General features: G+C 64.7%; 23 protein-coding genes. 15 read left to right on the plus strand and 8 right to left on the minus strand.

Annotated elements, in window-relative coordinates; genetic code table 11:
- Positions 1–155 precede the first annotated feature (155 nt).
- Together OQE62_RS09420 and OQE62_RS09425 are read left to right on the plus strand one after the other, a co-directional pair.
- Complete coding sequence (locus OQE62_RS09420; RefSeq protein ID WP_265721772.1) at positions 156–1,070, plus strand: ELM1/GtrOC1 family putative glycosyltransferase; 915 nt, start codon at positions 156–158, stop codon at positions 1,068–1,070.
- Between the two features lie 33 nt (positions 1,071–1,103).
- The gene (locus tag OQE62_RS09425) at positions 1,104–2,198 is read left to right on the plus strand and encodes a glycosyltransferase family 4 protein (protein ID WP_265721773.1); all 1,095 of its coding nucleotides are present in this window, start codon (positions 1,104–1,106) and stop codon (positions 2,196–2,198) included.
- 197 nt (positions 2,199–2,395) lie between these two features.
- Here OQE62_RS09425 and OQE62_RS09430 read toward each other — a convergent pair whose 3' ends face one another.
- Genes OQE62_RS09430 through OQE62_RS09440 form a run of 3 tightly spaced genes read right to left on the minus strand, consistent with a single transcriptional unit; the run spans position 2,396 to position 5,662 of the window.
- Complete coding sequence (locus OQE62_RS09430) at positions 2,396–3,076, minus strand: YrbL family protein (protein ID WP_265721774.1); 681 nt, start codon at positions 3,074–3,076, stop codon at positions 2,396–2,398.
- Positions 3,077–3,085: 9 nt separating this feature from the next.
- The gene (locus tag OQE62_RS09435) at positions 3,086–4,192 is read right to left on the minus strand and encodes a glycosyltransferase family 4 protein (protein ID WP_265721775.1); all 1,107 of its coding nucleotides are present in this window, start codon (positions 4,190–4,192) and stop codon (positions 3,086–3,088) included.
- A 60-nt stretch (positions 4,193–4,252) separates the two neighbouring features.
- On the minus strand, positions 4,253–5,662 hold the full coding sequence (locus OQE62_RS09440) for an O-antigen ligase family protein (RefSeq protein WP_265721776.1): 1,410 nt from the start codon (positions 5,660–5,662) through the stop codon (positions 4,253–4,255).
- Positions 5,663–5,931: 269 nt separating this feature from the next.
- Here OQE62_RS09440 and waaA point away from each other — a divergent pair, with 269 nt between their 5' ends.
- The gene (gene waaA / locus OQE62_RS09445; RefSeq protein ID WP_265721777.1) at positions 5,932–7,278 is read left to right on the plus strand and encodes a lipid IV(A) 3-deoxy-D-manno-octulosonic acid transferase; all 1,347 of its coding nucleotides are present in this window, start codon (positions 5,932–5,934) and stop codon (positions 7,276–7,278) included.
- Positions 7,279–7,413: 135 nt separating this feature from the next.
- Here waaA and OQE62_RS09450 read toward each other — a convergent pair whose 3' ends face one another.
- Positions 7,414–8,031, minus strand: a complete 618-nt coding sequence (locus OQE62_RS09450) for a 2OG-Fe(II) oxygenase (protein ID WP_265721778.1) — start codon at positions 8,029–8,031, stop codon at positions 7,414–7,416.
- Positions 8,032–8,237: 206 nt separating this feature from the next.
- Between OQE62_RS09450 and OQE62_RS09455 the strand changes: the two genes are divergently transcribed.
- Positions 8,238–8,927, plus strand: coding sequence for a hypothetical protein (locus OQE62_RS09455; protein WP_265721779.1), 690 nt, complete (start codon positions 8,238–8,240; stop codon positions 8,925–8,927).
- A 35-nt stretch (positions 8,928–8,962) separates the two neighbouring features.
- On the opposite strand, the gene OQE62_RS09460 is transcribed toward OQE62_RS09455, so the two are convergent.
- Both OQE62_RS09460 and OQE62_RS09465 read right to left on the minus strand, forming a co-directional pair.
- On the minus strand, positions 8,963–9,862 hold the full coding sequence (locus tag OQE62_RS09460) for a glycosyltransferase family A protein (protein ID WP_265721780.1): 900 nt from the start codon (positions 9,860–9,862) through the stop codon (positions 8,963–8,965).
- Between the two features lie 46 nt (positions 9,863–9,908).
- Complete coding sequence (locus tag OQE62_RS09465; RefSeq protein ID WP_265721781.1) at positions 9,909–10,763, minus strand: glycosyltransferase family 2 protein; 855 nt, start codon at positions 10,761–10,763, stop codon at positions 9,909–9,911.
- Positions 10,764–10,971: 208 nt separating this feature from the next.
- Between OQE62_RS09465 and OQE62_RS09470 the strand changes: the two genes are divergently transcribed.
- Complete coding sequence (locus tag OQE62_RS09470; protein ID WP_265721782.1) at positions 10,972–11,865, plus strand: glycosyltransferase family 2 protein; 894 nt, start codon at positions 10,972–10,974, stop codon at positions 11,863–11,865.
- A gap of 117 nt (positions 11,866–11,982) precedes the next feature.
- Positions 11,983–12,702 (plus strand): 3-deoxy-D-manno-octulosonic acid kinase, encoded by a 720-nt coding sequence (locus tag OQE62_RS09475; protein WP_265721783.1) that lies wholly within the window; start codon positions 11,983–11,985, stop codon positions 12,700–12,702.
- A 279-nt stretch (positions 12,703–12,981) separates the two neighbouring features.
- Here OQE62_RS09475 and OQE62_RS09480 read toward each other — a convergent pair whose 3' ends face one another.
- Both OQE62_RS09480 and OQE62_RS09485 read right to left on the minus strand, forming a co-directional pair.
- Positions 12,982–14,004: an NAD-dependent epimerase gene (locus OQE62_RS09480; protein ID WP_265721784.1), complete on the minus strand. Its 1,023-nt coding sequence runs from the start codon at positions 14,002–14,004 to the stop codon at positions 12,982–12,984.
- Positions 14,005–14,199: 195 nt separating this feature from the next.
- Positions 14,200–15,711 carry a TolC family outer membrane protein gene (locus OQE62_RS09485; RefSeq protein ID WP_265721785.1) on the minus strand — a complete coding sequence of 504 codons (1,512 nt, stop codon included), beginning with the start codon at positions 15,709–15,711 and terminating at the stop codon, positions 14,200–14,202.
- Between the two features lie 333 nt (positions 15,712–16,044).
- Between OQE62_RS09485 and OQE62_RS09490 the strand changes: the two genes are divergently transcribed.
- The 9 genes from OQE62_RS09490 (at position 16,045) to OQE62_RS09530 (ending at position 23,957) form a co-directional block, all read left to right on the plus strand.
- A complete protein-coding gene (locus OQE62_RS09490) occupies positions 16,045–16,698 on the plus strand; it encodes a paraquat-inducible protein A (protein WP_265721786.1) in 654 nt (217 codons plus the stop codon).
- The gene (locus OQE62_RS09495) at positions 16,695–17,393 is read left to right on the plus strand and encodes a paraquat-inducible protein A (protein ID WP_265721787.1); all 699 of its coding nucleotides are present in this window, start codon (positions 16,695–16,697) and stop codon (positions 17,391–17,393) included. The genes OQE62_RS09490 and OQE62_RS09495 overlap by 4 nt, the downstream gene beginning before the upstream one ends.
- Positions 17,386–19,734 carry a PqiB family protein gene (locus tag OQE62_RS09500; protein ID WP_265721788.1) on the plus strand — a complete coding sequence of 783 codons (2,349 nt, stop codon included), beginning with the start codon at positions 17,386–17,388 and terminating at the stop codon, positions 19,732–19,734. The genes OQE62_RS09495 and OQE62_RS09500 overlap by 8 nt, the downstream gene beginning before the upstream one ends.
- A 36-nt stretch (positions 19,735–19,770) precedes the next feature.
- Complete coding sequence (locus OQE62_RS09505; RefSeq protein ID WP_265721789.1) at positions 19,771–20,325, plus strand: DUF4136 domain-containing protein; 555 nt, start codon at positions 19,771–19,773, stop codon at positions 20,323–20,325.
- A 93-nt stretch (positions 20,326–20,418) separates the two neighbouring features.
- The gene (locus tag OQE62_RS09510; RefSeq protein WP_265721790.1) at positions 20,419–20,973 is read left to right on the plus strand and encodes a DUF4136 domain-containing protein; all 555 of its coding nucleotides are present in this window, start codon (positions 20,419–20,421) and stop codon (positions 20,971–20,973) included.
- A 72-nt stretch (positions 20,974–21,045) separates the two neighbouring features.
- Entirely contained in the window at positions 21,046–21,708 is a 663-nt protein-coding gene (locus OQE62_RS09515) for an NUDIX domain-containing protein (RefSeq protein ID WP_265721791.1), read from the plus strand.
- 78 nt (positions 21,709–21,786) lie between these two features.
- The gene (locus OQE62_RS09520; RefSeq protein WP_265721792.1) at positions 21,787–22,308 is read left to right on the plus strand and encodes a DUF1249 domain-containing protein; all 522 of its coding nucleotides are present in this window, start codon (positions 21,787–21,789) and stop codon (positions 22,306–22,308) included.
- Between the two features lie 47 nt (positions 22,309–22,355).
- A complete protein-coding gene (locus OQE62_RS09525; RefSeq protein WP_265721793.1) occupies positions 22,356–23,183 on the plus strand; it encodes a metallophosphoesterase in 828 nt (275 codons plus the stop codon).
- Between the two features lie 105 nt (positions 23,184–23,288).
- The gene (locus OQE62_RS09530) at positions 23,289–23,957 is read left to right on the plus strand and encodes a hypothetical protein (RefSeq protein WP_265721794.1); all 669 of its coding nucleotides are present in this window, start codon (positions 23,289–23,291) and stop codon (positions 23,955–23,957) included.
- Positions 23,958–24,008 lie beyond the last annotated feature (51 nt).

The following is a 24,008-nucleotide window of genomic DNA, read 5'->3' on the forward strand; positions in this document are numbered from 1 at the left end:
GCGGGTCGACCGCAACCGCGGGCAGCGGCTGAATACGGGGAGCAAATTATAAAGCAGCCCGGCGGGGCTTCAACCGCGTCTGGGCTTGGGGTAGCATGGCCTCCCTTCGCGCCCGGGCCCGGGCGCTGTCAAATTCAATGCTCCGGGGTCCCCAATTGCGGCTGACGGTCTGGCGTTTTCTCGATGGCAATCGCGCGCACGAAAAGCAGAGCGCGGCGCTGCTCGCCGGCCTGCGCGAGTGCGTCGGCGAGGTCACCTGTTGTGAGATTCGCGAGCCGGGCTCGCTGGCCGCGCTGCGCCCGGCTTTCGCCGATTCGCTGCGCCGGCTGCCGCGGCCCGACCTGCTGTTCGGCGCCGGGCGCCGCAGCCACTGGCCGGTGCTGCTGGCCAAGCGCTGGTTCGGCGGCATCAGTGTGGCGATCAACCGGCCGACGCTGCCGATCCGCTGTTTCGATTACGCCATCGCGCCCGAGCACGACCGCCCGGCGGCGCTGGAGAATGTGATCCTGAGCCGGGGGGCGCTGACCGAGCCGCTGCCCCGTGGCGACATGCAGCCGGGGGCCGGCCTGCTGCTGCTGGGCGGGCCCAGCAAGCACTTCCGCTGGGACGCTCAACTGGTGGAGCGGCAGGTGGCGGAGCTGCTGTCGGCCCCGGTCGACTGGCTGGTTTCCGACAGCCGCCGCACGCCGGCCGGGGCGCTGGAGCGGGTTTCCGCGAGCGGCGCGCGGGTGCAGGGCTGGCGCCATTGCCCGCCGGACTGGCTGCCGCGACAGCTGGCGCGCGCGGAGCAGGTGTGGGTGACCGGCGACAGTATTTCCATGGTCTTCGAGGCGCTGCAGAGCGAGGCCCGTGTGGGGGTGCTGCAGCTGCCCAGTCGCCACCGCGTCAACAAGGTGCGCAGCGCCATGCAACGCCTGGTGGACCAGGAGTTGGTCACCGATCGCGTCGCCGACGCCCGACGCCCCTGGAGTCGGCAGCGGGAAGCACTGAACCAGTACTATCACTGTGCCCGGGCGCTGCTGCGCCGCTGTGGCTGGCTGGATGGAGGAGTCGTTGATCCCCGTATTTGATATCCCGCCGGAGCGTCGCGCCCGGAGGTGTCCGTGATCCTGATTACCACGCAGAATTTTCCCCCCGACCGCGGCGGTATGGAAAACCTGATGGGTGGCCTGGCGGAGGAACTGGCCGGGCGGGGGCAGCGGGTGTCCGTGTTCACCGGTCCCATCCTCGACGGTGGCGCGCCGCTGGAGGCAACGCGTTACCGTATTCGCCGTTTCGGCGGCTGGCGCTTCTGGTGGCGCCGCCGCAAGGCGGCCGTGGTGGCGGCAACAGTGCGTGCAGGCGGCGTGCAGGGGGTATTTGCCGATTCCTGGAAAAGCGCCGAACTGTTACCCGAACTCGGGATTCCCCTGGTGATACTCTCCCATGGCATGGAATTTCCCGTTAATCCCTCACCCCGGAAGTACGAGCGCATTCGCCGCACGCTGGCTGCCGCCGATACCGTGATTGCCAATTCCGTCTACACGGCGTCGCTGGTGAAGCCCTACCTGGCGGATGAAAGTCGAATCACCGTGATCAATCCCCCGATCGGTCCCCAGCCCCAACCGGATCCGGAAAAGGTCGCGGCGTTGAGGGCGAGGATCGGCGACGGCGGGCCGGTGCTGTTTACCCTGGCCCGGCTGGAGCCCCGCAAGGGCGTGGATATGGTGATCCGCGCGCTGCCGGCCATTCGCGACAGATACCCGCAGGCAGTGTATCTCGTAGCGGGCGGGGGCGACGACCGCGCCCGCCTGGAGGGGCTCGCCGCCGCCGAGGGCGTGGCGGATGCGGTGCATTTCCTGGGGGGGATCGATGACGCGGACAAGGCGGCCCTCTATTCGCTGTCGGACCTGTTCGCGATGCCGGCGCGCCGCGAGGGGGATTCCGTCGAGGGATTCGGTATCGTCTACCGGGAGGCCAACTGGTACGGCGTACCGGCGCTGGCCGGGCGCGAAGGTGGCGCCGCGGATGCCGTAACCGATGGGGAAACGGGGCTGCTGTGCGACGGTGCCGACCCGGCTGATGTCAGTGCCCGGATCCTGCAATTGCTCGACGATCCGGCCGCGCGGCGGCGGATGGGGGAGAAGGCAGCGGAAGTGGCCCGCGGGGCGGCGCAGTGGCGCGAGTCGATCGGGGCGTTCTTGGCAGCACTAGGTTAGCTGCTCAAGCTTCGGTGTTTAGATCCGGGAGCCAGTGTGGGGTGCGCCTTTCTGGGACACGGCTAGGCGCCCCCGCCGTATATACGTCCCCGTAGGCTTGTCCGCGAGGTCCCTCTCGCAGACAGTCCCAGAAAGGTGCACCCCACACTGACTTGTGCCGCCTTCAGGCGCAGCGGACCCCAAGACTTGAGTTAGAGCTACCGGCGCTCCGCTTCCTTCCACGGAATCTGCCTGCCGGAAACCTCCCAGTGGACGCGCTTCCACATGCGCTGGATACGGCGCTCGATATAGTGCTGTGCGGCGGCCTCGAACCATTTCGCCAGCGGCAGGAAGGAGGCGCAGCCGAGGCCGTCGACCAGGTAGAGCTCGGGTCTCTCTTCCGATGCCTCGTCGCCGGCCCGTTGCCATTGCACCACCAGGTTGTGGGGAAGCGGGTTCCTGGTCAGCATCCGGGTCCGGTGCAACCAGTCGGCGAATCGCTCCAGCGCAGCGGCGATGGGTTTGTCGAGGCCACGTTGCTGCAGGTAGGTTTCCAGGTTGGCGGCCGGCTCGCCCCGCTGGTCGAGGACCAACTGGGATACGGCGCCGGGACCCTCCGAAGTGGCCTGGATACCGTACCAGCGGGGCAGGTGTTGCCAGGCGATGCTGTCGGGGTCGGCGTTGCGCAGGGCGGGCTGCGCGTGGCCCTCGGCCTCCCGCGCGTTGTCGTCGAACTGGCTGTCGCCCGACAGGCGCTTGTACCAGGCGGCGCGGTTGCGCAGTTCCTCGATGCGGCCGCTGCGCATCACCTTGACGCACAGGTCCGGCCGCTCGGGGTGCCGATAGCAGAGGCGGTTGCCGCCGCTGGCGAAGGGCTTCTGCCGGCTGAGATCGATCAAATCCGGGCCTCAATGTTCCGTTAGTAGTGACTGGTACAGGTTCATGGTGCGGCGCGCCTGGGTATCGAGCGTGAACGCCGGGGCCAGTTCGGGCCGCGCGTCGCTGTCCAGCAGTTCGAGGGTTTTGTGGTAGAGCGCCTCGCGATCGCCGTTGTCGATCAGGCCGCGGGGAAAGCAGGCGCGCAGGGATTCCGCCGGGCCGCCGATATCATAGCCGACAATCGGTGTGCCGATGGCCGCGGCCTCGATGATGGTGCGGCCAAAGGGTTCGGGGCGCGTCGACAGGTTGTAGACGATGGATGCCTGCTTGTACCAGTAGCGGATATCGCTGCGCCGTCCGGCAAAGGTGAGTCTGTCGCCGATACCCAGCTCGTCCGCCAGTTGCTGCAGTTCGGTTTTGTAGTGCTGTTTGTTTTCCTCGGCACCGCCGACAAGCACGCCGTGCACGTCCTGGCGCTCGCGGCAGAGCCGCGCCACCATCCGGATAAAATCCCCGTGGCCCTTCCAGCGCGTCAGGCGCCCCGGCATCAGCAGCAGGTATTTGCCGCGCAACTGCGGAAATTCCGCTTCGATATCCTTTCGCCACTGTGCCGGCAACTGCAGGTCGGCGGGAAACTCGCTGGTGTCCACGCCGCGGTAGATCACCTGTGGTGGTTTTTTCAGGTAGTGCGCGTAGTTGTCGGTCAGGTAGTCGCGCACGCAGCCGGAAATGGCGATCACCTGTTCGGCGCTGGCCATGATGGCGCTGTAGCGGTTGATCGAGTAGAGACCATGGGCGGTACTGACGAGCCGCGGGCGGGTTTTCGGGTCCAGCTTTTTCCACGCCAGGTAGGTGAGCCAGGCGGGCATACGGGAGCGCACGTGGAGGATATCCGGTTGTTCACTCTCGATCAGGCGGCGCAACGGGCGTACCTGCAGCAGGCTCGAGAGGGACTTTCTGTGTATCGGCAGGGTGAGATGGCGACTGCCCGTCCCTTCCAGTTGCTCGACCAGGCGCCCGCCGCTGGATACCACGACGGACTCGTGACCGGTCCGCACCAGCGCGCCGGCCATATCCAGGGTGCCGCGCTCGACACCGCCGGAATTGAGGGCGGGTAACAGTTGCATGACTTTCATGGCTGCGGTTCCGGTTGTGGGTGGTTTGGCGCGCGCATTATAGGGCAAGGATCCGATGCATCAGCCCGCATCCTGCGGATTTGCGGCCGCGCGTCTCGACATCCAGATCCGGGTCAGGATACCGCCGCCCACAAGCGCCATCACCAGGTGGCCGCTGTCGTAGAACAGGTAGGATTCAAAGACGTTGATTACAGCAAAAAACACGGTAAAAGACAGGCAGAAAGTGAAACTGCCGGTCGAGATATACCCCGCGCGGTAACTGCGGAGGCAGCGGCTCACCAGCCAGTACACCAACGCCACCAGCACTATCAGCCCCAGCAGGCCGTAGTTGGCCAACAGGTCCAGATAGCTGTTGTGCAGGTGGCCAAAGTTCTGCTTGATACTTTCCGACAGGTTGGTGGAGTGGTCAAAGATCAGGCTGCGGCCATTGCCACCCCAGCCCACCAGGGGGTGTTCCGCAATCCAGTTGAGGGCCTCCCGCCAGGTGTGCAGGCGCACACCGGCACTGGTGGTATCCGGTATTTTTTCCATTTGCCCCTGTTGCAGCAGTTGCAGGGCTTCGTGTTCCGCGGCCAGCCGCTGGCTGACGATATCCCCGAGCGCCAGGTAGCCGATGGCGAGTATGCCGGCGGCAATTGTGATGGCGCCTGCAAAAATGCTGCGGCGGCGCCTCCGGTAGAGCTTGCGCAGTTCCATCACCCAGATTGCGGCGACGGTCAGCGCGCCGGCAATAAAGCCGGCCCAGACGCCGCGGGTCTGGGTCGCAACTACGGCGGCAATGCAGACTGCGAGCAGTACCAGCGAGGCGAGCCCTAGCAGGCGGCGCCCGCGACCAAGAAAGTGGGGGATAAATGCGGAGATCCCCAGCGCGGCGGTAGCGAACAGCATGGCCGCGTGCTGGGCATTGTGCAGGCCGAAATCGATGCGCTCACCGGCAAACCCGCGCTGCCACTCCGCCACACCGCTACCGGATATCCAGGGAGTGAGCAACAGGCCCAGCAATGCGCAGCCCCAGAACAGGTAGACGTTGCGCTGGCGGCCGCCGAGGATGACCGCGACCGGAATCATGGCGAACCAGATAGTGACCCGGTGTACCTTGAAGGAGGGTTCCGCCCATTCGGGAATCATCAGCCAGGAAGCCGACCAGGAGATAAGAGCCATAACGATGGCCGCCACCGCCAGCCAGACGATGGCGGAGCGCCGCAGGGAAAAACCGTTTACCGGCCCGCCATAGACCGCCAGCATGACCAGGCCCAGCAGGTTGGCCAGCATGGCCGCTTTTTCCGGTACCGTTTCCAGGCTGATACCGAAGAAGGCGTAAATCAGCAGTGCCACAGCGGCGCATAGTTGCAGCCAGGAGCGCGACTGTACCAGCGCGTTGGATTGCCAGAGGGGCAGGCCGCGTCGGAGGAATTGTGGCAGTGATCCGGCCGAGTCGGCGGTGTGAAGGGAATCGGGAGTGGAACTCATTGGCTGTTTTTCTCGTCATAGGTCGGCACCTGCCCGGCGGCGGTATCGACAATCGGCGACTGCTGTTGTGTCCTGCCTTTTCTCGACTGGATAGGGGATGTCGATCACATGCGAATCGCCAGTGCAATCGGCGGTTCGCGACTTCCCGGTCGGTGGACGGGATGGGTCGGGCGCCTCCCCACTTGGGGTAGAATACTACCAAACGCCGCCGGGGCAATGTGATGCAATTTGCCTCCAACCGAACAGTCAATCAGTGTGTTTTCGAATTGATGCTCCATCTCTATACCTGGCTCTGCCGGCTCACCATGCCGCTGATCCTCTTCCACCTCTGGTGGCGCGGCCGGTCGGACCCCGCCTACCGCAAACGCTGGAATGAACGCTTCGGTCGGGTGCCGACACGGGGACCGGGCCGGCGACGCTGGCGCGAGCGCTTCGGCCTGGTGCCGGAGCGGGAGAGCCACGCGCCGCTGATCTGGGTGCACTCGGTTTCCGTCGGGGAGACCCTGGCGGCGGTACCGCTGATTGAGCAGTTGGTGGCGCGCCACGGCAATTGGCAGTGGCTGGTAACCACCACCACGCCCACCGGCTCCCAGCGGGTGCACGATGCACTGGAACCGCTGCTGAACGGCCGTCTGCTGCATTACTACCTGCCGTTTGACCTGCCCGAGTGCCTGTCTCCATTCCTCGACGCGGTGCGCCCGAGCATCCTGGTCTGCATGGAGACGGAACTGTGGCCGAACCTGCTGTCAAGCTGCGCCGAACGGGACATCCCGACGGTGCTGGCGAACGCGCGTTTGAGCGAGAAATCCGCGCGCGGCTATGCCCGATTTCCCTCCTTCAGCCAGTCCATGCTCGGCAACCTGACGCGGGTAGTGGCCCAGTATTCCGCCGATGCCGAGCGGTTCAAGGCGCTCGGCATGCCCGACGAGCGGGTCATGGTGTCCGGCAATATCAAGTTCGACCTGCAAATCGACACCGGCCTGGTCAGCGAGGCGCAGGCGCTGTCATTCCAGTGGCGGGGTGGGTCCGGCCGGCCCGTGTGGCTGGCAGCCAGCACCCACTCTGGCGAGGAGGAGATTGTCCTGGATACATTCGAAGCGCTGTTGCGGGACTTTCCGGATCTGCTGCTGGTGCTGGTGCCCCGGCACCCGCAGCGCTTCGACGCCGTCGCGCGCCTGTGCCGGGAGCGCAACCTGAAAGTGTGTCGGCGCAGTGATGGCCGTGCCCCGACAGCGGGGCAGCAGGTATTGCTGGGGGATACCATGGGCGAGTTGCTGCGGTTTTACGGTGCCTGTGATATTGCTTTTGTCGGCGGCAGCCTGGTATCGGTGGGAGGGCACAATGTGATCGAGGCCGCGGCCTGGGGGGTGCCGGTGATCTGTGGCCCGCACCTGCACAATTTTGCCGTGGTTTCACAATTGCTGCTGGATGTCGGTGCCATTCAGATTGCGGAGAACGGAGGGCAACTGGCGGAGCAGATGGCGGTGTGGCTGCGCGACGACCACGCCCGCCGCGCCGCCGGCGAGCGGGGCCGCCAGGTGGCGGAGCAGAACAGCGGCGCCCTGGAGCGCCTGGTGGGAGATGTTGAAAAGCTGATGTGGGAGCGGAGCTCGTAATTCGGTAACAGGCCGCTTCTCCTGATCGCCCGGCCCTGATTTGAGAAAGCTTGAAATAGCGCTGCTATCCCAGCTTCCGGCGCTTTCCCGCCTTTTGCTTGTGCTCCTTTGTTACACAGCTTCACGCACGGCCCACTAGCGAAACAGGGACTTCAGCTTGGTGCTCAGTCTGTGGAACAGGCGGTGTTTTGCCCGCACGCCGTCGCCGGTGAGGTAGTTGATCTGGATGGATTGCCGCCGCCCCTCGAAGCTGCGGTAGCCGTGCCAGCAGTTATCGGTCACCTTGAAGGCCACCATGGAACCGGGGCCGGGGGAGAGTTCCTCGGCGAAATCGTCCATATCGGTTCCGCTGCGCAGGATGCGCAGGCGCCCCGTTTCCGCCTCCCAGCGCTCGTTGAGATAGATCAGTACCGTGACCAGTTTGGTTTTGGAGTCGGTATGGATGCGGCCGTCCTTCGCGCGGGAATAGCCGCGCAGGGTGGCCATCATGGGTTTGTTCATCACGTCGATAGCCAGCTTTCCGCTGATGATCGAGCGGACTTCCGCACTGTCGAACAGCTCGATAAGCTGGCGGAATTCGGTCGGTTTCTCGATATCGTCGCTATTGAAACTCCCGCCCCGTTTCAGTGGCGGGAACTTGTCGATCAGCCTGTGGACGTATTCCGGAATGATCGAGTGTTCCAGGTGGAAATAGGGGAAGGGATCGGTCTTTACCGGTGCGGACCTGAAATCGGCGATATTGAGCATATTCATAGAGACGGGGTTCTGTGAGCTGGAGGGGCATTGTACACCGCTCAATACGCAACCCTAAGCCGGATCTGTGAAGGTGTCCGACTCAATCGGGCACGTCGGAGTATACAATGGCGGCGTGTCGCGGGAGTGGGGCGGCGCCGATTGCGGGCGTAGGGAGGCGCGAAAGCAGCGCGAGAGGTACAGGTGTCCGACAGCACCGCTCCAGTATGACCAGGCGATTTGTAATCACCGGCTGCGGCCGTTCCGGTACCAGCTATACCGCCGAGTTGTTGAACCGGCTGGGGTGTACCTGCACCCACGAGAAATTCTTTACCGGCAAGGGGCAACCCTCGCGTATCGCCGAATGCCTCGCCCGCGCCGGCCTGCGGCCCCTGCAGTGGCGTATGCCGCCCTGGGGGGAGGCCGCCTGGGAGGCGGCGCCGCTGTTGTCGTTGTTGCCCGGCGGCACCCCGGTATTTCACCAGCTACGCCACCCGCTGGAATTTATCCGCTCGCGCCAGAAAAAGGGCTGGGTGCACGGCCGTTTCCGCCATCGCCACCTGCCGCAGTTTCCCCGCTGTGACAAGGAAGGTTTTGCCTCGCTGCCGCTGGCGCAGCAGGCGGATCTGTTGGCGCGTTTCTGGATCGACTGGAATGCGCTGGTGGAGTCGCGCGTAGGCGGGCGGCCGTATATGCGTTACCGGATCGAGGATTTCGATCTCGGGGTGCTGCTGGAGATACTCACGCGCGTCGACTTTCCGCACGATCCGGGCGCAGTTGGGGATGTGTTCGAGGCGCTGCCCACCAATGTAAACACCCGTGGCCGCAAGCGGGATGATATCACCCCGGACCTGTTGACGAAGGAAACCCGTCGCGACCTGGAGGCGGCCGCGGCACGCTACGGCTACCGTCTGTAGGAGCCTGCCGCGCAGGCGATTGCCGGCGCCCCCCGCTACAGCTCCGAGGTGGCTTTGCGCACGCCGCTGCGAATCCGCGTGCTGAGCTCACTGCCGGTATAGCGCCCCTTGCTGGCATGGCGGATGCGGTAGACACCGGGCACCTCCACGGGAATGCCCGGGGTGCCGAGCAGCCAGCGGAAGGCGCGATCCTCGTGGGCCTTGCACCATTTCTCTGCCGGTTTCTGGTAGTAGCCGAGGCTGTCGCAGTAGCCGGCTGCGCGGGCGATATCGCCGTGGGCGATCTGCAGCGGCCCGGTGGCCCGGGTGCGCTGCTGCTCGACGAAGCGGGAGTCGTCGATGTCCACCAGCCGCAACTGCGCCAGATCGAAATCGAACATCGGGTCGTCGTCGGCCAGCAGGGTGGTGATCCGCTCGCTCGCCGGGAATACCAGCGCATCCTTCCGCCCCTGCAGGGCGTCCGCCAGCCCGTCCAGGCAGCCCTCCCGGAACAGCAGGTCGCAGTCGGTAAACCAGATCCAGTCGGCGCAGCTGTTCAGGGCCGCCTGGTTGCGGCCGATGGCGCGGCGGAACAGCGACTGCTTCGGCAGTTCGCGCCAGTTCCAGGTCACGCCGGGGACCTGCTGGCGGGAAAAGAAATCCAGCAGCGCGCGGGTTTTCTCATCCTCGCCGTTGTAATAGACGGTCATGGTCACCGTCGCTTTGGTGGGCGGGTACAGTGCCAGCGAGCTCAGTTGATAGGCCAGGAAATGGGCGTACTGCCAGCAGTGACTGACGATCTCGATATCCAGCGCGCCGGTGCGGGCCGCCCGCTCGCTCTCCGGTGGCAGCGGTTTCCGGAACCAGGAGGCCGGCACCCAGCCGCTGGCGGCCAGGCGCAGGAAGCGGCTGACCAGCGGGTCGTACCATTTGGATTGAATCGGGTTCTTGTCCATGGGATGGGCAGCGTGTATCTCGGGTGGTTGTTGTTCGGGCGCTTTTTCAGCCGCTCTTTTCGTCGGATCGGGGGCGGTAGCCGGCATCCAGCAGTTGCCGGATACCGCAGGGAGTCTCGATGATCCCCTCTTTGGCGCTGCGTACCCGCAGCGCCTTGTTGCGCGCGACTATCTCCGGGTCGGCGTAGCCCCGCGGGTGGTCCAGGTGTACGCAGATGGCGTCGTAGCGCACATGCCGCGGCTTGATGCCGGCGTTGGCCAGGCGCACACCGAACTCCCGATCCAGGCCGCCCCAGGCCATGCGCTCGTCGAAACCGTTCACCTTGAGGATGTCCTCCCGCCACACCGAGGCGTTGGAGCCCTTGAGGTTGCAGGCAGTGGGGGTAAGGCGGTTCAGCCAGGGAGCCTGGCGGGGGCCGGCGCTCAGCTTCATGGTCTTGCGCCGGCTGCCGAGCCCGTGCGCCCGCAGCCAGGGCAGCTCGAAGCAGCGGCCGCTGAGGATGTCGTCCCTGGAGATCGCCTCGCTGGTGCTCATGGGCAGCTTGAAGTAGCTGCCGGAGAGGTAGTGGCCCGGCTCGGCGCGACGCCGGTGCACGGCGAGGAAATCCCGCCGCGGGATACAGTCGCCGTCGGTAAAGACTATATAGTCGCCCCGGGCGTGGAGTATCGCCTTGTTGAGGATGCGGCACTTGCGGAAACCGTCGTCCCGCTGCCAGACATGGCGGATATCCAGCCCGGTCTCGCCGCGCAGGCGCTCCACCAGCTCGGCGGTTTCCGGGGTGGAGCCATCGTCGGCGACGACGACTTCCAGCGGCAGTTCCGTCTGGCAGCTATAGCCCCAGAGCACCTTTTCCAGCCAGCGGGGGGAATTGTAGGTGGTCAGTATCAGGGACAGATTCATTGAACTGGATCAAACTCGGCGCTGCTGATTGCTATACAATGGCGCGCCCTTCGGATGGGCCGGGCCGCGCGTTTCGGCGGCGAGCATATACCATCGGCCGGGGGAAAGCGACCGACCCACCCGCACGGCCCGGAGGGGCTGAAGCCGGTGCAACGGCTCGGCAATAGAGATCTGTTATCCTGCGCCAAACGCCGGAGTTACGCCAATAATGCATATCTTTGTCTTTTCCTACAATCGGGGTCCCTTTCTCGACAACTGCATTCGCTCCATCGAGGAGTGCGCCCCCGATTGTCGCCTGACAGTGATCGACGACGGCAGCGACGACGGGGAGACGCGCGCGGTACTCGAGCGGATTGGCGAGCGACACCGGGTTATTTCCAAAACCGCCGACAGCGGGCACAAGCTGGGCGGCCTCTACGCCAATATGCAGGCGGCCTACGAGCTGGCGGGCGAGGACGAGCTGATCTGTTTCCTGCAGGACGATACGCAGATGGTGCGTCGCCTGACAGCGGAGGATATCCGCGCTTTCGAGCAGTATTTCGAGCGCGAGCCGAAGTTGGGCTTTATCTCCCCGGCCTTTGTGCGCGGCATCTCCCTGAAGCATGCCGCGGATCGGGATTTCCGCTTCGACAAGGCCTCGGACCTGTGGTTCTGGTACCCGAAAAAGCGTTCCACCGGCACCTGGTTTTCCGCCCTGCTGATCGCCAGCACCCGGCGTCTGCGCCAGGTAAACTGGCAGTTTGAAGTGGGCGAGTCGGTCAACAATCGGCAGGCCGGGAAAGTCTTCTGCCGCATGGGCCGGCTGCGCGCGCCCTTTGCCATGTGGCTGCCCAACGGCCGCGCCTACCGGGGCAAGCAGAAATCCCTGGCGCTGCGCTTCGGGGAGTGGCGGCGGCGCTGTGGCATCTACCCGCTGGAACTGATGGGTGCGGCGGATGTTGCAAAACTGCAGGCCGCGGAGCCGCCGCGGCTGCCGGTGGCCGAGGAAATTCTGCAGCTGCGCGGCGGCGTCCGCCTGAAGGTGCCCTGGACCTACGATCCCATGCAGGGGGCATCACTGCTCAAGTTGCTGGATCGGCTGGAACGAAAACTGAAGCATTAACATTCAAGTTCTGGAATCCAGTTTTGGGAGCCGGAGTGCCATTTGCAGACAATGAACTCCCGATAAAAATTCAGAAAAACGAGGCTGTTACCAGTGCATTGCCGGCAATTTGAGGGCGTGGGGTCAAAGGGTGAAAAATCACAAATTCTCTATGATAGCGAGCTCGTAGGGACCGACTGCGAGCAATTTTTCGACCGGGAATGGCTGGCGCGCCACTGCGACCGCTGTGCCCCGAAGCGCGGTCAGGCGGTTCTGTTCCGTTACGGCGAGCTGGAGCTGGTGTACAAACGCTATCACCGCGGCGGTCTGCCCGGCCGTGTGGTCAAGCGTTCCTACTGGTATCACAGCCTGGAGGAGACGCGCATGTGGCAGGAGTTCCACCTGCTCGAACAGATGCGTTCCGTGGGTCTGCCGGTACCGCGGCCGGTGGCGGCCCGCTGTGAAAAACTGTCGTCGCTGACCTACGGCGGCGAGCTTGTTACCGAGAAAATCCCGGACTCCCAGTCGCTCACCGAAATGCTCAGCCGCGCGCCCCTGCCGGCGGAAGCCTGGAGCAAAGTGGGGCGGGCCATCGCCGATTTTCATCGCGCGCAGGTATTTCACGCCGATCTCAACGCCAGCAATATCCTGTTGACCCGGGACGGCCGGGTTTACCTGGTGGATTTCGACAAGAGTGAAATACGGGAAAAACTCACCGCGCGGGCGGCCGCCGCCAACCTGCAACGGCTGAACCGCTCGCTGTGCAAGCTGCGCCGGCGGCTGCCGGTTTTTCATTTCCATGAGGATGGCTGGAGTGCGCTGCGCAGTGGTTACGATGCCGCTGTTGCCGAGGAGTGATCCCGAAATATGAGTGGGTCGGCGGGAATACTGGATCCCGGATCAAGTCCGGGATGACGAGCGGAAAGCTATCGTTATCCCGGACTTATTAATACGTGCATAAGTAGCCCGACATGAAGTTTCAGACACGCTGTGAATACATCCGTGTACGCTCGTAATCGGCATCCATGCCTCATACGGTCCGAAATTCCATGTCGGGCTACTTATGCACTCCTTAGTAAGAACGGTCGTCATGCCGGGATTGATCCGGCATCCAGAGAATGCGCCGCCCCGGCCAATTCAGGCCCGGTAGTAATCCCGGTACCACGCGACGAACTTTTCGATCCCCGTACGGATGCTGGTATCGGGCCTGTAGTGAATGGCGTTTTCCAGCCGCTCGGTATCCGCGTGGGTGTCGAGAATGTCTCCCTGCTGCATCGGCAGGTATTCCTTTATCGCCTCCACGCCCAGGGCCTTTTCCAGTTCGTCGATATATTCGCTCAGCAGTGCCGGTTTGCCGTTGCCGATATTGAAAATGCGGAAGGGCGCATTGCCGGTGGCGGGGGTGGGTTGCTCGCCGGACCAGTCCGGGTCGGCCCGGGCGATATCGTCGCTGGCCTTGATCACACCCTCAACAATGTCGTCGATATAGGTGAAGTCGCGGCTGTGGTGGCCCCGATTGAACACCGGGATGGGCTCGCCGGCCAGCATCAGCCGGGTGAATTTGAACAGCGCCATATCCGGGCGGCCCCAGGGGCCGTAGACGGTAAAGAAGCGCAGCCCGGTGGTGGGCAGTTTGAAAAGGTGGCTGTAGCTGTGGGCCATCAGCTCGTTGGCGCGCTTGGTGGCGGCGTAGAACTGCAGCGGGTGGTCGGCACCGTCGTTTTCGCTGAAGGGCATTTTGCTATTGGCGCCGTAGACGCTGCTGGTGCTGGCGTAGGTCAGGTGGGGTGTTTCGGCATAGCGGCAGGCCTCGAGGATATTGGCGAAGCCCACCAGGTTGCTCTCTACATAGGCCTGCGGCTGTTCGATCGAGTGGCGGACGCCGGCCTGCGCGGCCAGGTGGATGATCCGGTCGAAACCGTGTTTTCCGAAACATCGCTCGATCAGTGCCCTGTCGGCAATATTGCCGCGGAAGAACTCGTACTCCGCGACCCGCTCGCGTGCAGTCTGCTCGAGGATTGCCAGCCTGGCCTCTTTCAGGTCCGTGTCGTAGTAGTCGTTGACGTTATCGATACCGACGACACTGTCTCCCCGCTCCATCAGCCGCTTGGCGACATGGAATCCGATAAAGCCGGCATTGCCCGTGACCAGACACTTCATTGACTACCTCGATCCTGTTTCTGATTCTAGTGCACCGGACCGGAGGGCGTTGCCGCGCTCCAGCGCAAAAAAGGGGGGATTATAGTCCGCGTGACGCCAGTATGGGATGGACACCGGTCACGCGGGAGGGCAGGAGAGGTGGCGGTTGCCCGATGACGGGCCCGCGCCCGCCTCCGGTCAACTGCCACGTATGGCCTATTTGCTCGGCGAGGGCGCTGCGGCTTCCGCCACGCGGGTGACCGGCTGCGAGGGGTTCAGCTTGAGTTCGAGCTGCTGCAGGTCGTCCGGTGCCAGCAGGCCCGCCACCTGCTTCAGGCTCAGTGTGTTGATGATGTAGTCGTAGAGGGAGTTGGCGTAGTCGGTCTGGGCCTGGGCCAGGGTACGCTGCGCCAGCAGCACGTCGACGATATTGCGCGTGCCCACCTCGTAGCCCGCCTGGGTTGCATCCAGGGCGCTCCTGGCGGAAGTCACCGCCTGTTCGCGGGCTTCCACGCGGGAGGCGTCCGTGGTCACCGCCCGGTGCAGGGCGCGGGTGTCCTGTATCGTATTGCGCTCGGTGAGGTTGCGCAGGTCCTCGGACTGGAAGGCCAGGTTGCGCGCCTCGCGCCGGCTGGCGCTGATACCACCGCCGCTGTAGAGGGGCATTTCGAAGGTGATGGCGGCGATCTTGGTTTCGGCTTCACTGTCGGTCGGGATTGTGGCCCTGTCCGAGCGCTGGGCAAACCGTGTGACGCTGGTGGTATCTCCGTCTTCCCAGGACTTGTCGTAGGACAGTGAGCCGGTCAGCGTGGGCAGGTGCTCGGCAGCCGCTGAACGGGCGCTGTAGCGGGAGGCGTCGGCGGCCAGGCGCGCGGCCTTGAGGTCGAAGTTGTTGGTCAGGGCGAAATCCACCCAGGCGCTGCGCTCCGCCGGTTCCGGCGGCACCACCTCGAAGTGTTCCGCCAGCGGCGCGACGGTATCGTGCGGGGCGCCGGTCAGCACTGTCAGGGCGTCGAAACTGGTCAGCAGGTCGTCCTGGGCGGTCAGCCGGCGCGCCACGGCGCTGTCGTAGGCGGAGCGGGCGTCGTAGACGTCGGTGATGGCGGTCAGGCCCACCTCGAAGCGTTGCTGGGTCTGCTCCAGCTGTTTGGCCAGGGCCTCTTCCTCGGCCTTGGCGGCCTCGAGTACATCGTAGGCGCGCAGCACGTCGAAGTAGGCGCTGGCCACGCGTACCATCATCGCCTGCTGGTTGGCGCTGAATTCCGCCGCGGCCTGCTCACTGACCTTCTTGCCCTGCTTGTAGCCGAACCAGGCGGGCAGGTCGAAGATGGCCTGGTCGAGCCTGGCGCCGTAACCGTGGCTGTCGATATCACTTTCGCTGGTTACGGGAAAGGTGATCAGTTCGCCGCTGTCGGTGTACTGCTGGCCGATCCTTTCCGCATCGGTGCGGGTCTTGGTGTAATCGGCGCTGGCATTGATCTGCGGCAGCAGCGCCGAGCGCCCCAGGTTCTTCGCCTCCAGGCCGGCCTCGTAGGCGGCGCGGTCGGCGGCCAGCTGCGGGTCGTTGTCCAGGGCCTGCAGGTAGACTTCCCACAGGGTGTCGGCCTGCGCCTGCATGGCGCCGAGCCCCAGCACGGCGGCGGCGAGTGGCGCCTTCAGCGCGATGGCAAGCCGGGTCTTCAACGGGCCTTTGCGGCCGCGGGTTTCTGTGTGTTCACTTCTATTCATTAGTCTCAACTTCCTGTGGCGGGTGCGGTCTCTAGCTGTCTCCCCCTGGCCGGTCCGGAGAGGGGTCCGGAACACGGGGAGCCCCCAACCTCGATCCGGCGGAGGCTCTCGAATCGTGAGCCAGTTTACCCGGGGCTCCCGGAGGCGTCGAGGCGACGGTTGTGGCAATTTGGTATATCTTCGTTAAACCGACGCGAATGTGCGGTTATTCGCAGGCGAACAGTCGCGTTCGCTGAACCCATGTTTGGTCGGGTTGCAATTATTCAATAGACGCGGTGTCTGTGTTTCTGGATGCAGCAAAGATTCTGTAGAAGTGGGCAAGGAATTCGAGCAATGGGGTTCGGGCAGCGAGAAAAATCGGGGGAGCAGTGGCAGCGGGCCTGCCACGAGTGCGACCTTTTGCTGGAGGACGGGCTGGCACCGCCGGGGCAGAAACTGGTGTGCCCGCGCTGCGATGCGATTCTGCACCGCAACCCGCGGCGCAGCCTGCACTACACGGCGGCGCTGAGCCTGACCGGCCTGGTACTTTTTGTGCCCGCGGCCAGCCTGCCGCTGCTGAGCTTCTCCATTTTTGCATTCGGTGCGGAAAATACGCTTTTCAACGGTGTGCAGACGCTGTTTTCCGAGGGCTATTACTGGATGTCGACGCTGGTGCTTTTCTGCAGCGTGGTGGCGCCGCTGGGCAAGTTCATACTGCTCTGTTTTGTCTGTTGGGGCTGCACCTGGGCCCTTCTCGACCGACCGGTGGCGGCGGCGGTGCGCTGGTATCACCATCTGAAGGAGTGGGGCATGCTGGATGTGTATATGCTCGGCATCCTGGTGGCGCTGGTCAAAATGAGTGACTTGGGAAAGATGGAAATGGGCGCCGGGCTATACTGTTTTGCCGCCATGATGGTGGTCGCCAACCTGACGACACTCAGTTTTGATCCCGAGTCGGTGTGGGCGCGTATGGCGGCGCGCCGCAGGCGCGCGGAGGCGGTGGCTTGAGCCGGCCGAAGAAAGCGCTGGCGCAGGGACGGAGCAGCTGTCTTTGCTGCCACCAGCTGGTATCGCTGCCCGCCGGCGGCGGCCCCACCCGCTGCCCCCGCTGTGGTGCCCGGGTGCACGGGCGTATCGACGGCAGCCTGATGTTGACCTGGGCGCTGACCATTACCGGAACGCTGTTGCTGCTGCCGGCCAATATACTGCCGATCATGACGGTGATCTACCTGGGGGCCGGCGAACCGAGCACCATCATCAGCGGTGTCATGCAGCTCTATCACGCGGGTCTCTGGGGCATTGCGCTGATCGTGTTTGTCGCCAGTATCGCGGTGCCGGTGATGAAACTGGTGGGCCTGACGCTGCTGCTGGTACGGGTACAGTTTGGCCCGCCGCGGTTTCCCCTGCAGGCGATGAAACTGTACCGTGTCGTATCCGGTATCGGCCGTTGGTCGCTGCTGGATCTGTTCATGATTTCCATTCTGGTGGCGCTGGTTGATATGGGCGCCATCGCCTCGGTCACTGCCGGCCCCGGCAGCACCGCCTTTGCCACTGTGGTCGTGGTGACCATGCTGGCGGCGCGCAGCTTTGACCCGCGCCTGATCTGGGATGCCTGCGACGACGCGCGCGAGGAACTGCGCGAGAGCGGTGCAACCGGAGAGAACAACAACCCGAAGGATGGAGGAGCCGCGGGGAATGTCTGAAGAGTTTCCCGAGCAGCCCCGCCAGGAGGCCGTGCTCAAGCGCAGTCGCGGTCTGCCGCTGGTGTGGATACTGCCGCTGATCGCGGCGGCGATTGCCGTATGGCTGCTGTACCAGGATGTCACTAAAGGGGATATCCGCGCCACCATCCTGCTGCAGTCCGGCGATGGCCTGGTCCGGGGCAAGACGGCGGTCAAGTACTCCGGTGTGGATATCGGCCTGGTGCAGGATTTCCGCCTGGTGCCCAATGCGCCGGAGCTGGATGGTGCCGACGGTGTGCTGGCGGAAGTGGATTTCAACCGCAGTGCCGAGTACCTGCTGGCGGAGGGATCCGAATTCTGGGTGGTCAAGCCGGAGCTGTCGATCACCGGCGTGCGCGGCCTGGAGACGCTGGTGTCCGGCAACTACATCGCCGTGGAGCCGGGCAGCGGCGCGCCCAAGCGCGAGTTCATCGCGCTGGAGCGGCCGCCGGCCCACGTGCGCGGCGACGGCCTGCGGGTGGTGCTGGAGGCGCCGCGATTGGGCTCGCTGAACCGCGGCTCGCCGGTCTACTACCGCCAGTTGAAGGTCGGCCAGGTGGAGAATTACCGCCTCGGCAAGGACGACGACGAGGTGAAGGTGGACCTGTTCATCCGCCGCGAGTACGCCCACCTGGTACACCGTGGCAGCCGTTTCTGGAATGTGTCCGGCCTGTCGGTGGAGGGGGGTATCAGCGGTGTCACCGTCAACCTGGAATCCCTGGCCGCGCTGGTGGCCGGCGGGGTCAGCTTCCACACGCCGGAGGAGCAACGTCAGTCGCCGCTGGCGGTCAACGGCAGTGAGTTCAAGCTCTACAAGAGCTTTGCCGAGGCCGACGCCGGTATTCCCGTCACCCTCAATTTCGATCGCGGCGTCAATGTCACCGCCGGCAGTACCCAGGTGTCCTACCAGGGGGTCAAGGTGGGAGAGGTCAGCGAGGTCAAGGCCAACCGCTCCCTCGATGGCATGGAGGTCGAGGTGCTGATGGACCCGATCACCGACGACCTGCTGAGCGAGAACACCCGCTTCTGGATGGCGCCGCCAACCCTGGATATCTCCAGCGGCCTCAACGATCTGCTCGAGGGCAACCGTATCGAGGTGGACCTGCGCCGCGGCCAGCGCTCCCGTCGGACTTTCGACGCGCGCGCCACGGCGCCGCCGATGGACCCGCGCGAGCCCGGCCTGCACCTGCGCCTGACCGCGCGCAGCCCCGGTTCCCTGCAACGGGGCGCGTCCGTCTATTACCGCCGGATCGAGGTGGGCAAGGTGCAGGGCATGGAACTGGACGACAGCGGCGACGGCGTCGAGGTATTCATCGTGATCGAGCCGCGCTATGCGCACCTGGTCAACGAGCGTACCCGCTTCTGGAATATCAGCGGCCTGCGCGCCAGTGCCAGCCTGCAGGGTGTTGAGGTGGAGGCGGACTCGCTAATGTCGATGCTGCGCGGCGGTATCGCCTTCGGCAGCGGCCCCCGCGCCCGCCGCGAGGCCGGCCCGGCCAAGGGCGGCGATTCCTATCCGCTCTACGACAGCCGCGAGGCGGCGCTGGAAGAGGGGGTGAATATCCGCATTACCCTGCCGGATGCCGAGGGGCTGCGGAAGGGCGCAGCGCTGCGCTACAAGGGCGTCAAGGTGGGGGAGATCCTGCACTTGTGGCTGCAGCGCGACCTGGGTTCGGTGCGCGCCTTGGCCAAGCTGTATCACCGCGAGGAGGAGTTTGCCCGCGAGGGCACGCGAATCTGGGTGGTGTCGCCGGAAATCGGCGTCGACAAGGTGGCGAATCTGGATACCCTGATCACCGGTCGCTACCTGGCGCTGGAACCCGGCGCCGGTGGGGAGGAACAGACCGAGTTCGTGGCCCTGGCGGCGCCGCCCGAGCCGGACCTGGCGGACACCATGATGCGCCCGGGACTGACGGTGATCCTCGACGCGCCACGGCGCGGCTCGCTGGTGTCGGGCAGCCCGGTCTACTACCGTCAGGTGAAGGTGGGCCAGGTGACCGGTTTTGCCCTCGGGGAACTGGCGGACCGGGTCTATGTCCATGTCCATATCGAACCCCGCTACAGCACCCTGGTGCGCGAGAATACGGTATTCTGGAACGCCAGCGGCATGGATGTGAATTTCGGCCTGATGAGCGGCCTGACGGTGCATACCGAGTCCACCCAGTCGCTGCTCGCCGGTGGTGTCGCCTTCGCCACGCCCGAGAATACCGGCCGCGAGGTGGAGTCCGGCAGCCACTACCCGCTTTACCCGGAGGTGAAACCCGAGTGGCTGGGTTGGAGTCCTAAAATAGAGTTATACCCGGCCGCGGGGCCGAGCAAATAGATCGACACACCGTAAAACAGGGAACAGGGATCCGCTATGCGTTTGATATTCGTGGGAATGATGGGGCTGCTGCTGGTCGCCTGCCAGGATATGCAGGTGAAACGGGTGGAGTCCGGCGCAGCGGCAGGCACCGTCCGCTTCTCCACTTACGCCTGGAGCGAGGCGCCACTCAGGAACACTGCCCCCGATGCCACCGCCCGCATAGTGGAACTGGATGATGAAATGCGCGCCATTGTCTCCGGGGAGCTGCGCTCCCGCGGCTACCGGGAGGTGGCGGACACGGCCGGCGCGGACATGGTGGTGGACTACCAGGTGGCTGTGGTCGAGCAGGAGTTCTCCGGTGATCCCCGCGACCCGGAATGGGATGCCCAGTTCGATAGCAACGCCCAGGAGGGCGTGGTAGAGCTGCCGGAGCGCACCGGCGCCCCGCGGGTGGTACTGACCCTGGGGATCGGCCCGGATCAGGCGCCGGCCATCTGGGGCGGCAGCGCCACCAAGCTGATCGCACGCCCGGAGAATGCCGAGCAGCGCCGGCGCATTATCGGCGCCGCGGTGCGGGACCTGCTGAGGGATCTGCCGCAGGCCTACTGAACCAGGGTGCCCGGGAGTTCGCGGGCACTCACTGACCTCTCGTTCAAATCCAGGCACGGATGCCCGATCTTCAGTCCGTTGTAGGAGATTGGCATGACGGCCATCTATCGTTACTCGATTCTCGCCCTCGCCGCACTGCTGCTGGCCAGCTGCGCGGCGGGACCACCGCCGGTGGCGGTGGATTACGATCCGCAGGCGGAATTCTCCGGCCTGCGCAGCTACTACCTGCTCGATCCCCTCGCCACCGGTGCCTTTTCCCCGCTGGACCTAAAGCGCGCCCGCAATGCGGCCGATAGTCTTCTGGGCATGCGCTTCGAGCGGGCCAAAGACGCCGCCAGCGCCGATTTCCTGGTGCGACTGCAGTTGGTTTCCGAAGAAAAAGTCGCCGTTTACGAAGACTCCTTTGGACTCTACGGCGGCTACCACTCCTGGGGCTTTGGCTGGCGCGCGCCGTTGCAGGTGCGCCAGTATCGCCGCGATATCCTGGTGCTGGATATCCTGTCGCCGGACAAGTCGCCCCTGTGGCGCGCCAGCGTACCGTCCGGTGCCGGCCGCCACGACGATCCCGTCCGGCGCCAGCAGCGCCTGCGCGAAGACCTGGCGCTTCTGCTGAACCGCTTTCCGCCGCGCTCCGGTGCAGGTTACTGATACTGCGACTTGCTGGCATCGTCCCGTCACTGGCAGCATACTCCGCTTTCAGATGGACGTTTGGCAGGCAAAATGGCTGAATCCAGAGATTCCGACAGCGCGGACCTGACGCCGCAGTTCAGCCGCGGTGCGGTGGATATTATCGAGCGCGAGCCGGTGTTCGAGGGCTTTTTCAAGATGTTGCGGCTGCGGTTGCGCCACCGACTCTACCGCGGCGGCTGGAGCGATGCGTTCGAGCGCGAGCTGTTCGTGCGCGGTGCGGCCGTGGGGGTGCTGCTCTACGACCCGGAGCGCGAACTGGTGGGCCTCACCGAACAGTTCCGTGTCGGCGCCCTGGAGCGCCCCGGCGGGCCCTGGTGCCTGGAAGTGGTTGCCGGCATGGTGGAGCCGGACGAGCCGCTGGAGGATGTCGCCCGTCGCGAAGTGTTCGAGGAGTCCGGCCTGCAGGTGGACGAACTGCACTTTATCCACACCTACATGCCCAGCCCCGGTGGCAGTGCAGAGCGGCTGCATCTCTTCTGCGCGCTGGCGGACTTGCGCGATGCCGAGGGGATCTTCGGGCTGCCGGAGGAAAACGAGGATATCCGCCTGCGGGTCTTTCCGTTGCGGGCGATACTGGAGGCGATGGCGGCGGGCGATCCTGGGGGCTGCCCGATCGACAACGCCGCCACCATCATCAGCCTGCAGTGGTTGCAGTTGAATCGCGCTAAAATAGCGGAAGCCCGGCTCGTCTGACGAGTCACCGACAATTCCCTCCCCGGGCGCACAAAGTGAGATCTGAGTCACGGCGACAACAGAACTGGAGTGTCGATAATGGCCCCACTGACCAAGGCGGGTGCTGAGGTGAGCAGGCGCGCGTACACAACGGCGAAACGCAGCGGGAAACCGGCCTACCGGGTCGACTTGCCCAGCTACCACGCCGACTGCGACGCAAACTACCTGCGCCTGAGCAAACTCCTGCCGGAACTGGCCAGCCGCGAGTGCTGGCGCTACCAGATGCCCCACGGGGCGCTGGAGCTTTCCGTGCGGGAGCGCTCCCGGTATACCACCGAGGTACGCCTGAGAGCGGAAGCCGGTGCAGATGAGCGGCACTGGCTCGCGCCACCGGAAATCACCGTGCGCCTCTACCACGACGCGCGCATGGCGGAAGTGGTGGCCGTGGATGGTCGCGGGCCGATAGGTGACAAAGGAGTGCACAGCACCTATCCCAACCCGCGGATGCAGCGCGCGGACGAGCGACAGCAGGCCAATCGCTTTCTCGGCGAATGGCTGGGGCACTGCCTCGCGAACGGCCGCGCAGAATTTGAATTGGTACTGGATGGCCGGCGTATCTAGCGCGAGCAGTGTCGGCCGTCACAGGGAGGTGAGTACAGGGTGAGCATGTGAGTCGCGAGCACAGAAAGTCCAACGGATCCGCACACCGGCTGGTGCAGTTTACCGATCCCCATATCGGCAGCCGCCCCGATTACCAGCTGCTGGGCCTGGATACCGGCCGCACGCTGGACGAGGTGCTGCGCGCGATAGAATGCGAGCAGCCACAGGCCGAAATGCAGGTGGCGACCGGCGATATCAGTGCCAACGGCTCGCAGGCCTCCTATCAACGGTTCCTGCAGAAGATGCAGCGCGTCAAAACGCCCTGGTACTGGTTGCCCGGCAACCACGACGAACCCGCGCGCATGCGTCGCGCGGCCCCGGCCCGCAGTGCCGAAATGATCGCCCTGGGCCACTGGCGGCTGCTGCTGCTGGATACCAGCCTGGAAAACGAGATCTGCGGCGGTCTCAGCGAATCGCAGCTCCAGCGCCTGCAGCAGTTGCTGCACGAGTGCCGCGATCACCCGGTGATGGTCCTGATGCACCACCAGCCGGTGCCCGTGGGCAGCGACTGGATCGACGGCCATATGCTGCGCGAGGGCGGTGAGCGCCTGTTGCAACTGGTTACGGGCGCGCCCGGTATCAAGGCGCTGGTCTGGGGTCACGTGCACCAGCAGTTCGACAGCCGCCTGCAGCGCCCCGGCCTCGAAGACCTGGGCCTGCACGCCACCCCCTCTACCTCGGTGCAATTCACCCCCGGCAGCGGGCCCTTTTCCGTGGACGACCGCCTCCCCGGTTACCGCTGGTTCGACCTGCGGGACGACGGCAGCTATAGCACCGGCGTCGAGCGGGTGAGTGTCTCCGAGTACAGCGTCGATCTCGCCTCCGGCGGTTACTGATCGCAACGGCGTCTCCGCCGGGCGAATTCGCGTTTCTTGACCTGTCTTTCCCGGTCTCCGGCCTTACAATAACTGTTTGAAGTTACAGGAAGTTGTGAGGCCCGTATGCGTAACCTGCTCCTGTCCTGTTTTGTTTTCTCGCTGCTGCTGTCCGCGGGCTGTGCCCGACAGGCCGCGGCCCCGGCTGCCCCGGTCGCAGTCCCGGCAGCGGCGGACGGCTTACAGGCGCGCGCCAGCGGTCTCGACCAGGTGGCCGCGGTGTTCGCCTTCGACCTGAGCGGTGCTTCCGTCTACGTGGCGCCGGTGGAAATCGACTACCGCAAACGCTTCGATCGCGCTACCGACAAACTGCGTGCGCGGGATTACGAACTGGAAACGAAGGATCGGGAAAAACTGAATGGCCTGATGGCGGAAACCTTCGCCGAACGCTTCCTCGCGCCGCGCAACAGCCGCCTGGCACAGCGGCGGCAGAATGCCGACTATGTGCTGAAACTGCGCCTGGAAAATTTCTCCCTGAGCGCACCGCTGGAGCCGTCTGCGCATTACTGGCGAGTCTACACTCAGCAAAGCGCCTATGCCGTCCTCACCGGCACCCTCTACGACCGCGACGGCAACCCCGTGATGCGCTTCCGCGACCGCCGCGAGATCGGCGACAACTTCGGTCGCGGCGTCCGCGGCAGCAACCTGGACCGCTTTACCAGCGTCACCTTCTGGTCCGATATGAAAGTCGATATGCGCAGGGCCTTCGGGAGCCTGGATAAGTCGCTGCGGTAGTATTGTTGGGGACTCGGGACTCGGGACTCGGGACTCGGGACTCGGGACTCG

Source organism: Microbulbifer halophilus (assembly GCF_026183675.1).
In the GTDB taxonomy this organism is placed as follows: domain Bacteria; phylum Pseudomonadota; class Gammaproteobacteria; order Pseudomonadales; family Cellvibrionaceae; genus Microbulbifer; species Microbulbifer halophilus.

Bases quoted from the DNA above. Each gene is read 5' to 3' on its own strand.
- OQE62_RS09435 (WP_265721775.1), bottom strand. From the start codon at position 4,192: ATGAAAGTCATGCAACTGTTACCCGCCCTCAATTCCGGCGGTGTCGAG.
- OQE62_RS09440 (WP_265721776.1), bottom strand. From the start codon at position 5,662: ATGAGTTCCACTCCCGATTCCCTTCACACCGCCGACTCGGCCGGATCA.
- waaA (WP_265721777.1), top strand. From the start codon at position 5,932: ATGCTCCATCTCTATACCTGGCTCTGCCGGCTCACCATGCCGCTGATC.
- OQE62_RS09450 (WP_265721778.1), bottom strand. From the start codon at position 8,031: ATGAATATGCTCAATATCGCCGATTTCAGGTCCGCACCGGTAAAGACC.
- OQE62_RS09455 (WP_265721779.1), top strand. From the start codon at position 8,238: ATGACCAGGCGATTTGTAATCACCGGCTGCGGCCGTTCCGGTACCAGC.
- OQE62_RS09460 (WP_265721780.1), bottom strand. From the start codon at position 9,862: ATGGACAAGAACCCGATTCAATCCAAATGGTACGACCCGCTGGTCAGC.
- OQE62_RS09465 (WP_265721781.1), bottom strand. From the start codon at position 10,763: ATGAATCTGTCCCTGATACTGACCACCTACAATTCCCCCCGCTGGCTG.
- OQE62_RS09470 (WP_265721782.1), top strand. From the start codon at position 10,972: ATGCATATCTTTGTCTTTTCCTACAATCGGGGTCCCTTTCTCGACAAC.
- OQE62_RS09480 (WP_265721784.1), bottom strand. From the start codon at position 14,004: ATGAAGTGTCTGGTCACGGGCAATGCCGGCTTTATCGGATTCCATGTC.
- OQE62_RS09485 (WP_265721785.1), bottom strand. From the start codon at position 15,711: ATGAATAGAAGTGAACACACAGAAACCCGCGGCCGCAAAGGCCCGTTG.
- OQE62_RS09490 (WP_265721786.1), top strand. From the start codon at position 16,045: ATGGGGTTCGGGCAGCGAGAAAAATCGGGGGAGCAGTGGCAGCGGGCC.
- OQE62_RS09500 (WP_265721788.1), top strand. From the start codon at position 17,386: ATGTCTGAAGAGTTTCCCGAGCAGCCCCGCCAGGAGGCCGTGCTCAAG.
- OQE62_RS09505 (WP_265721789.1), top strand. From the start codon at position 19,771: ATGCGTTTGATATTCGTGGGAATGATGGGGCTGCTGCTGGTCGCCTGC.
- OQE62_RS09510 (WP_265721790.1), top strand. From the start codon at position 20,419: ATGACGGCCATCTATCGTTACTCGATTCTCGCCCTCGCCGCACTGCTG.
- OQE62_RS09515 (WP_265721791.1), top strand. From the start codon at position 21,046: ATGGCTGAATCCAGAGATTCCGACAGCGCGGACCTGACGCCGCAGTTC.
- OQE62_RS09520 (WP_265721792.1), top strand. From the start codon at position 21,787: ATGGCCCCACTGACCAAGGCGGGTGCTGAGGTGAGCAGGCGCGCGTAC.
- OQE62_RS09530 (WP_265721794.1), top strand. From the start codon at position 23,289: ATGCGTAACCTGCTCCTGTCCTGTTTTGTTTTCTCGCTGCTGCTGTCC.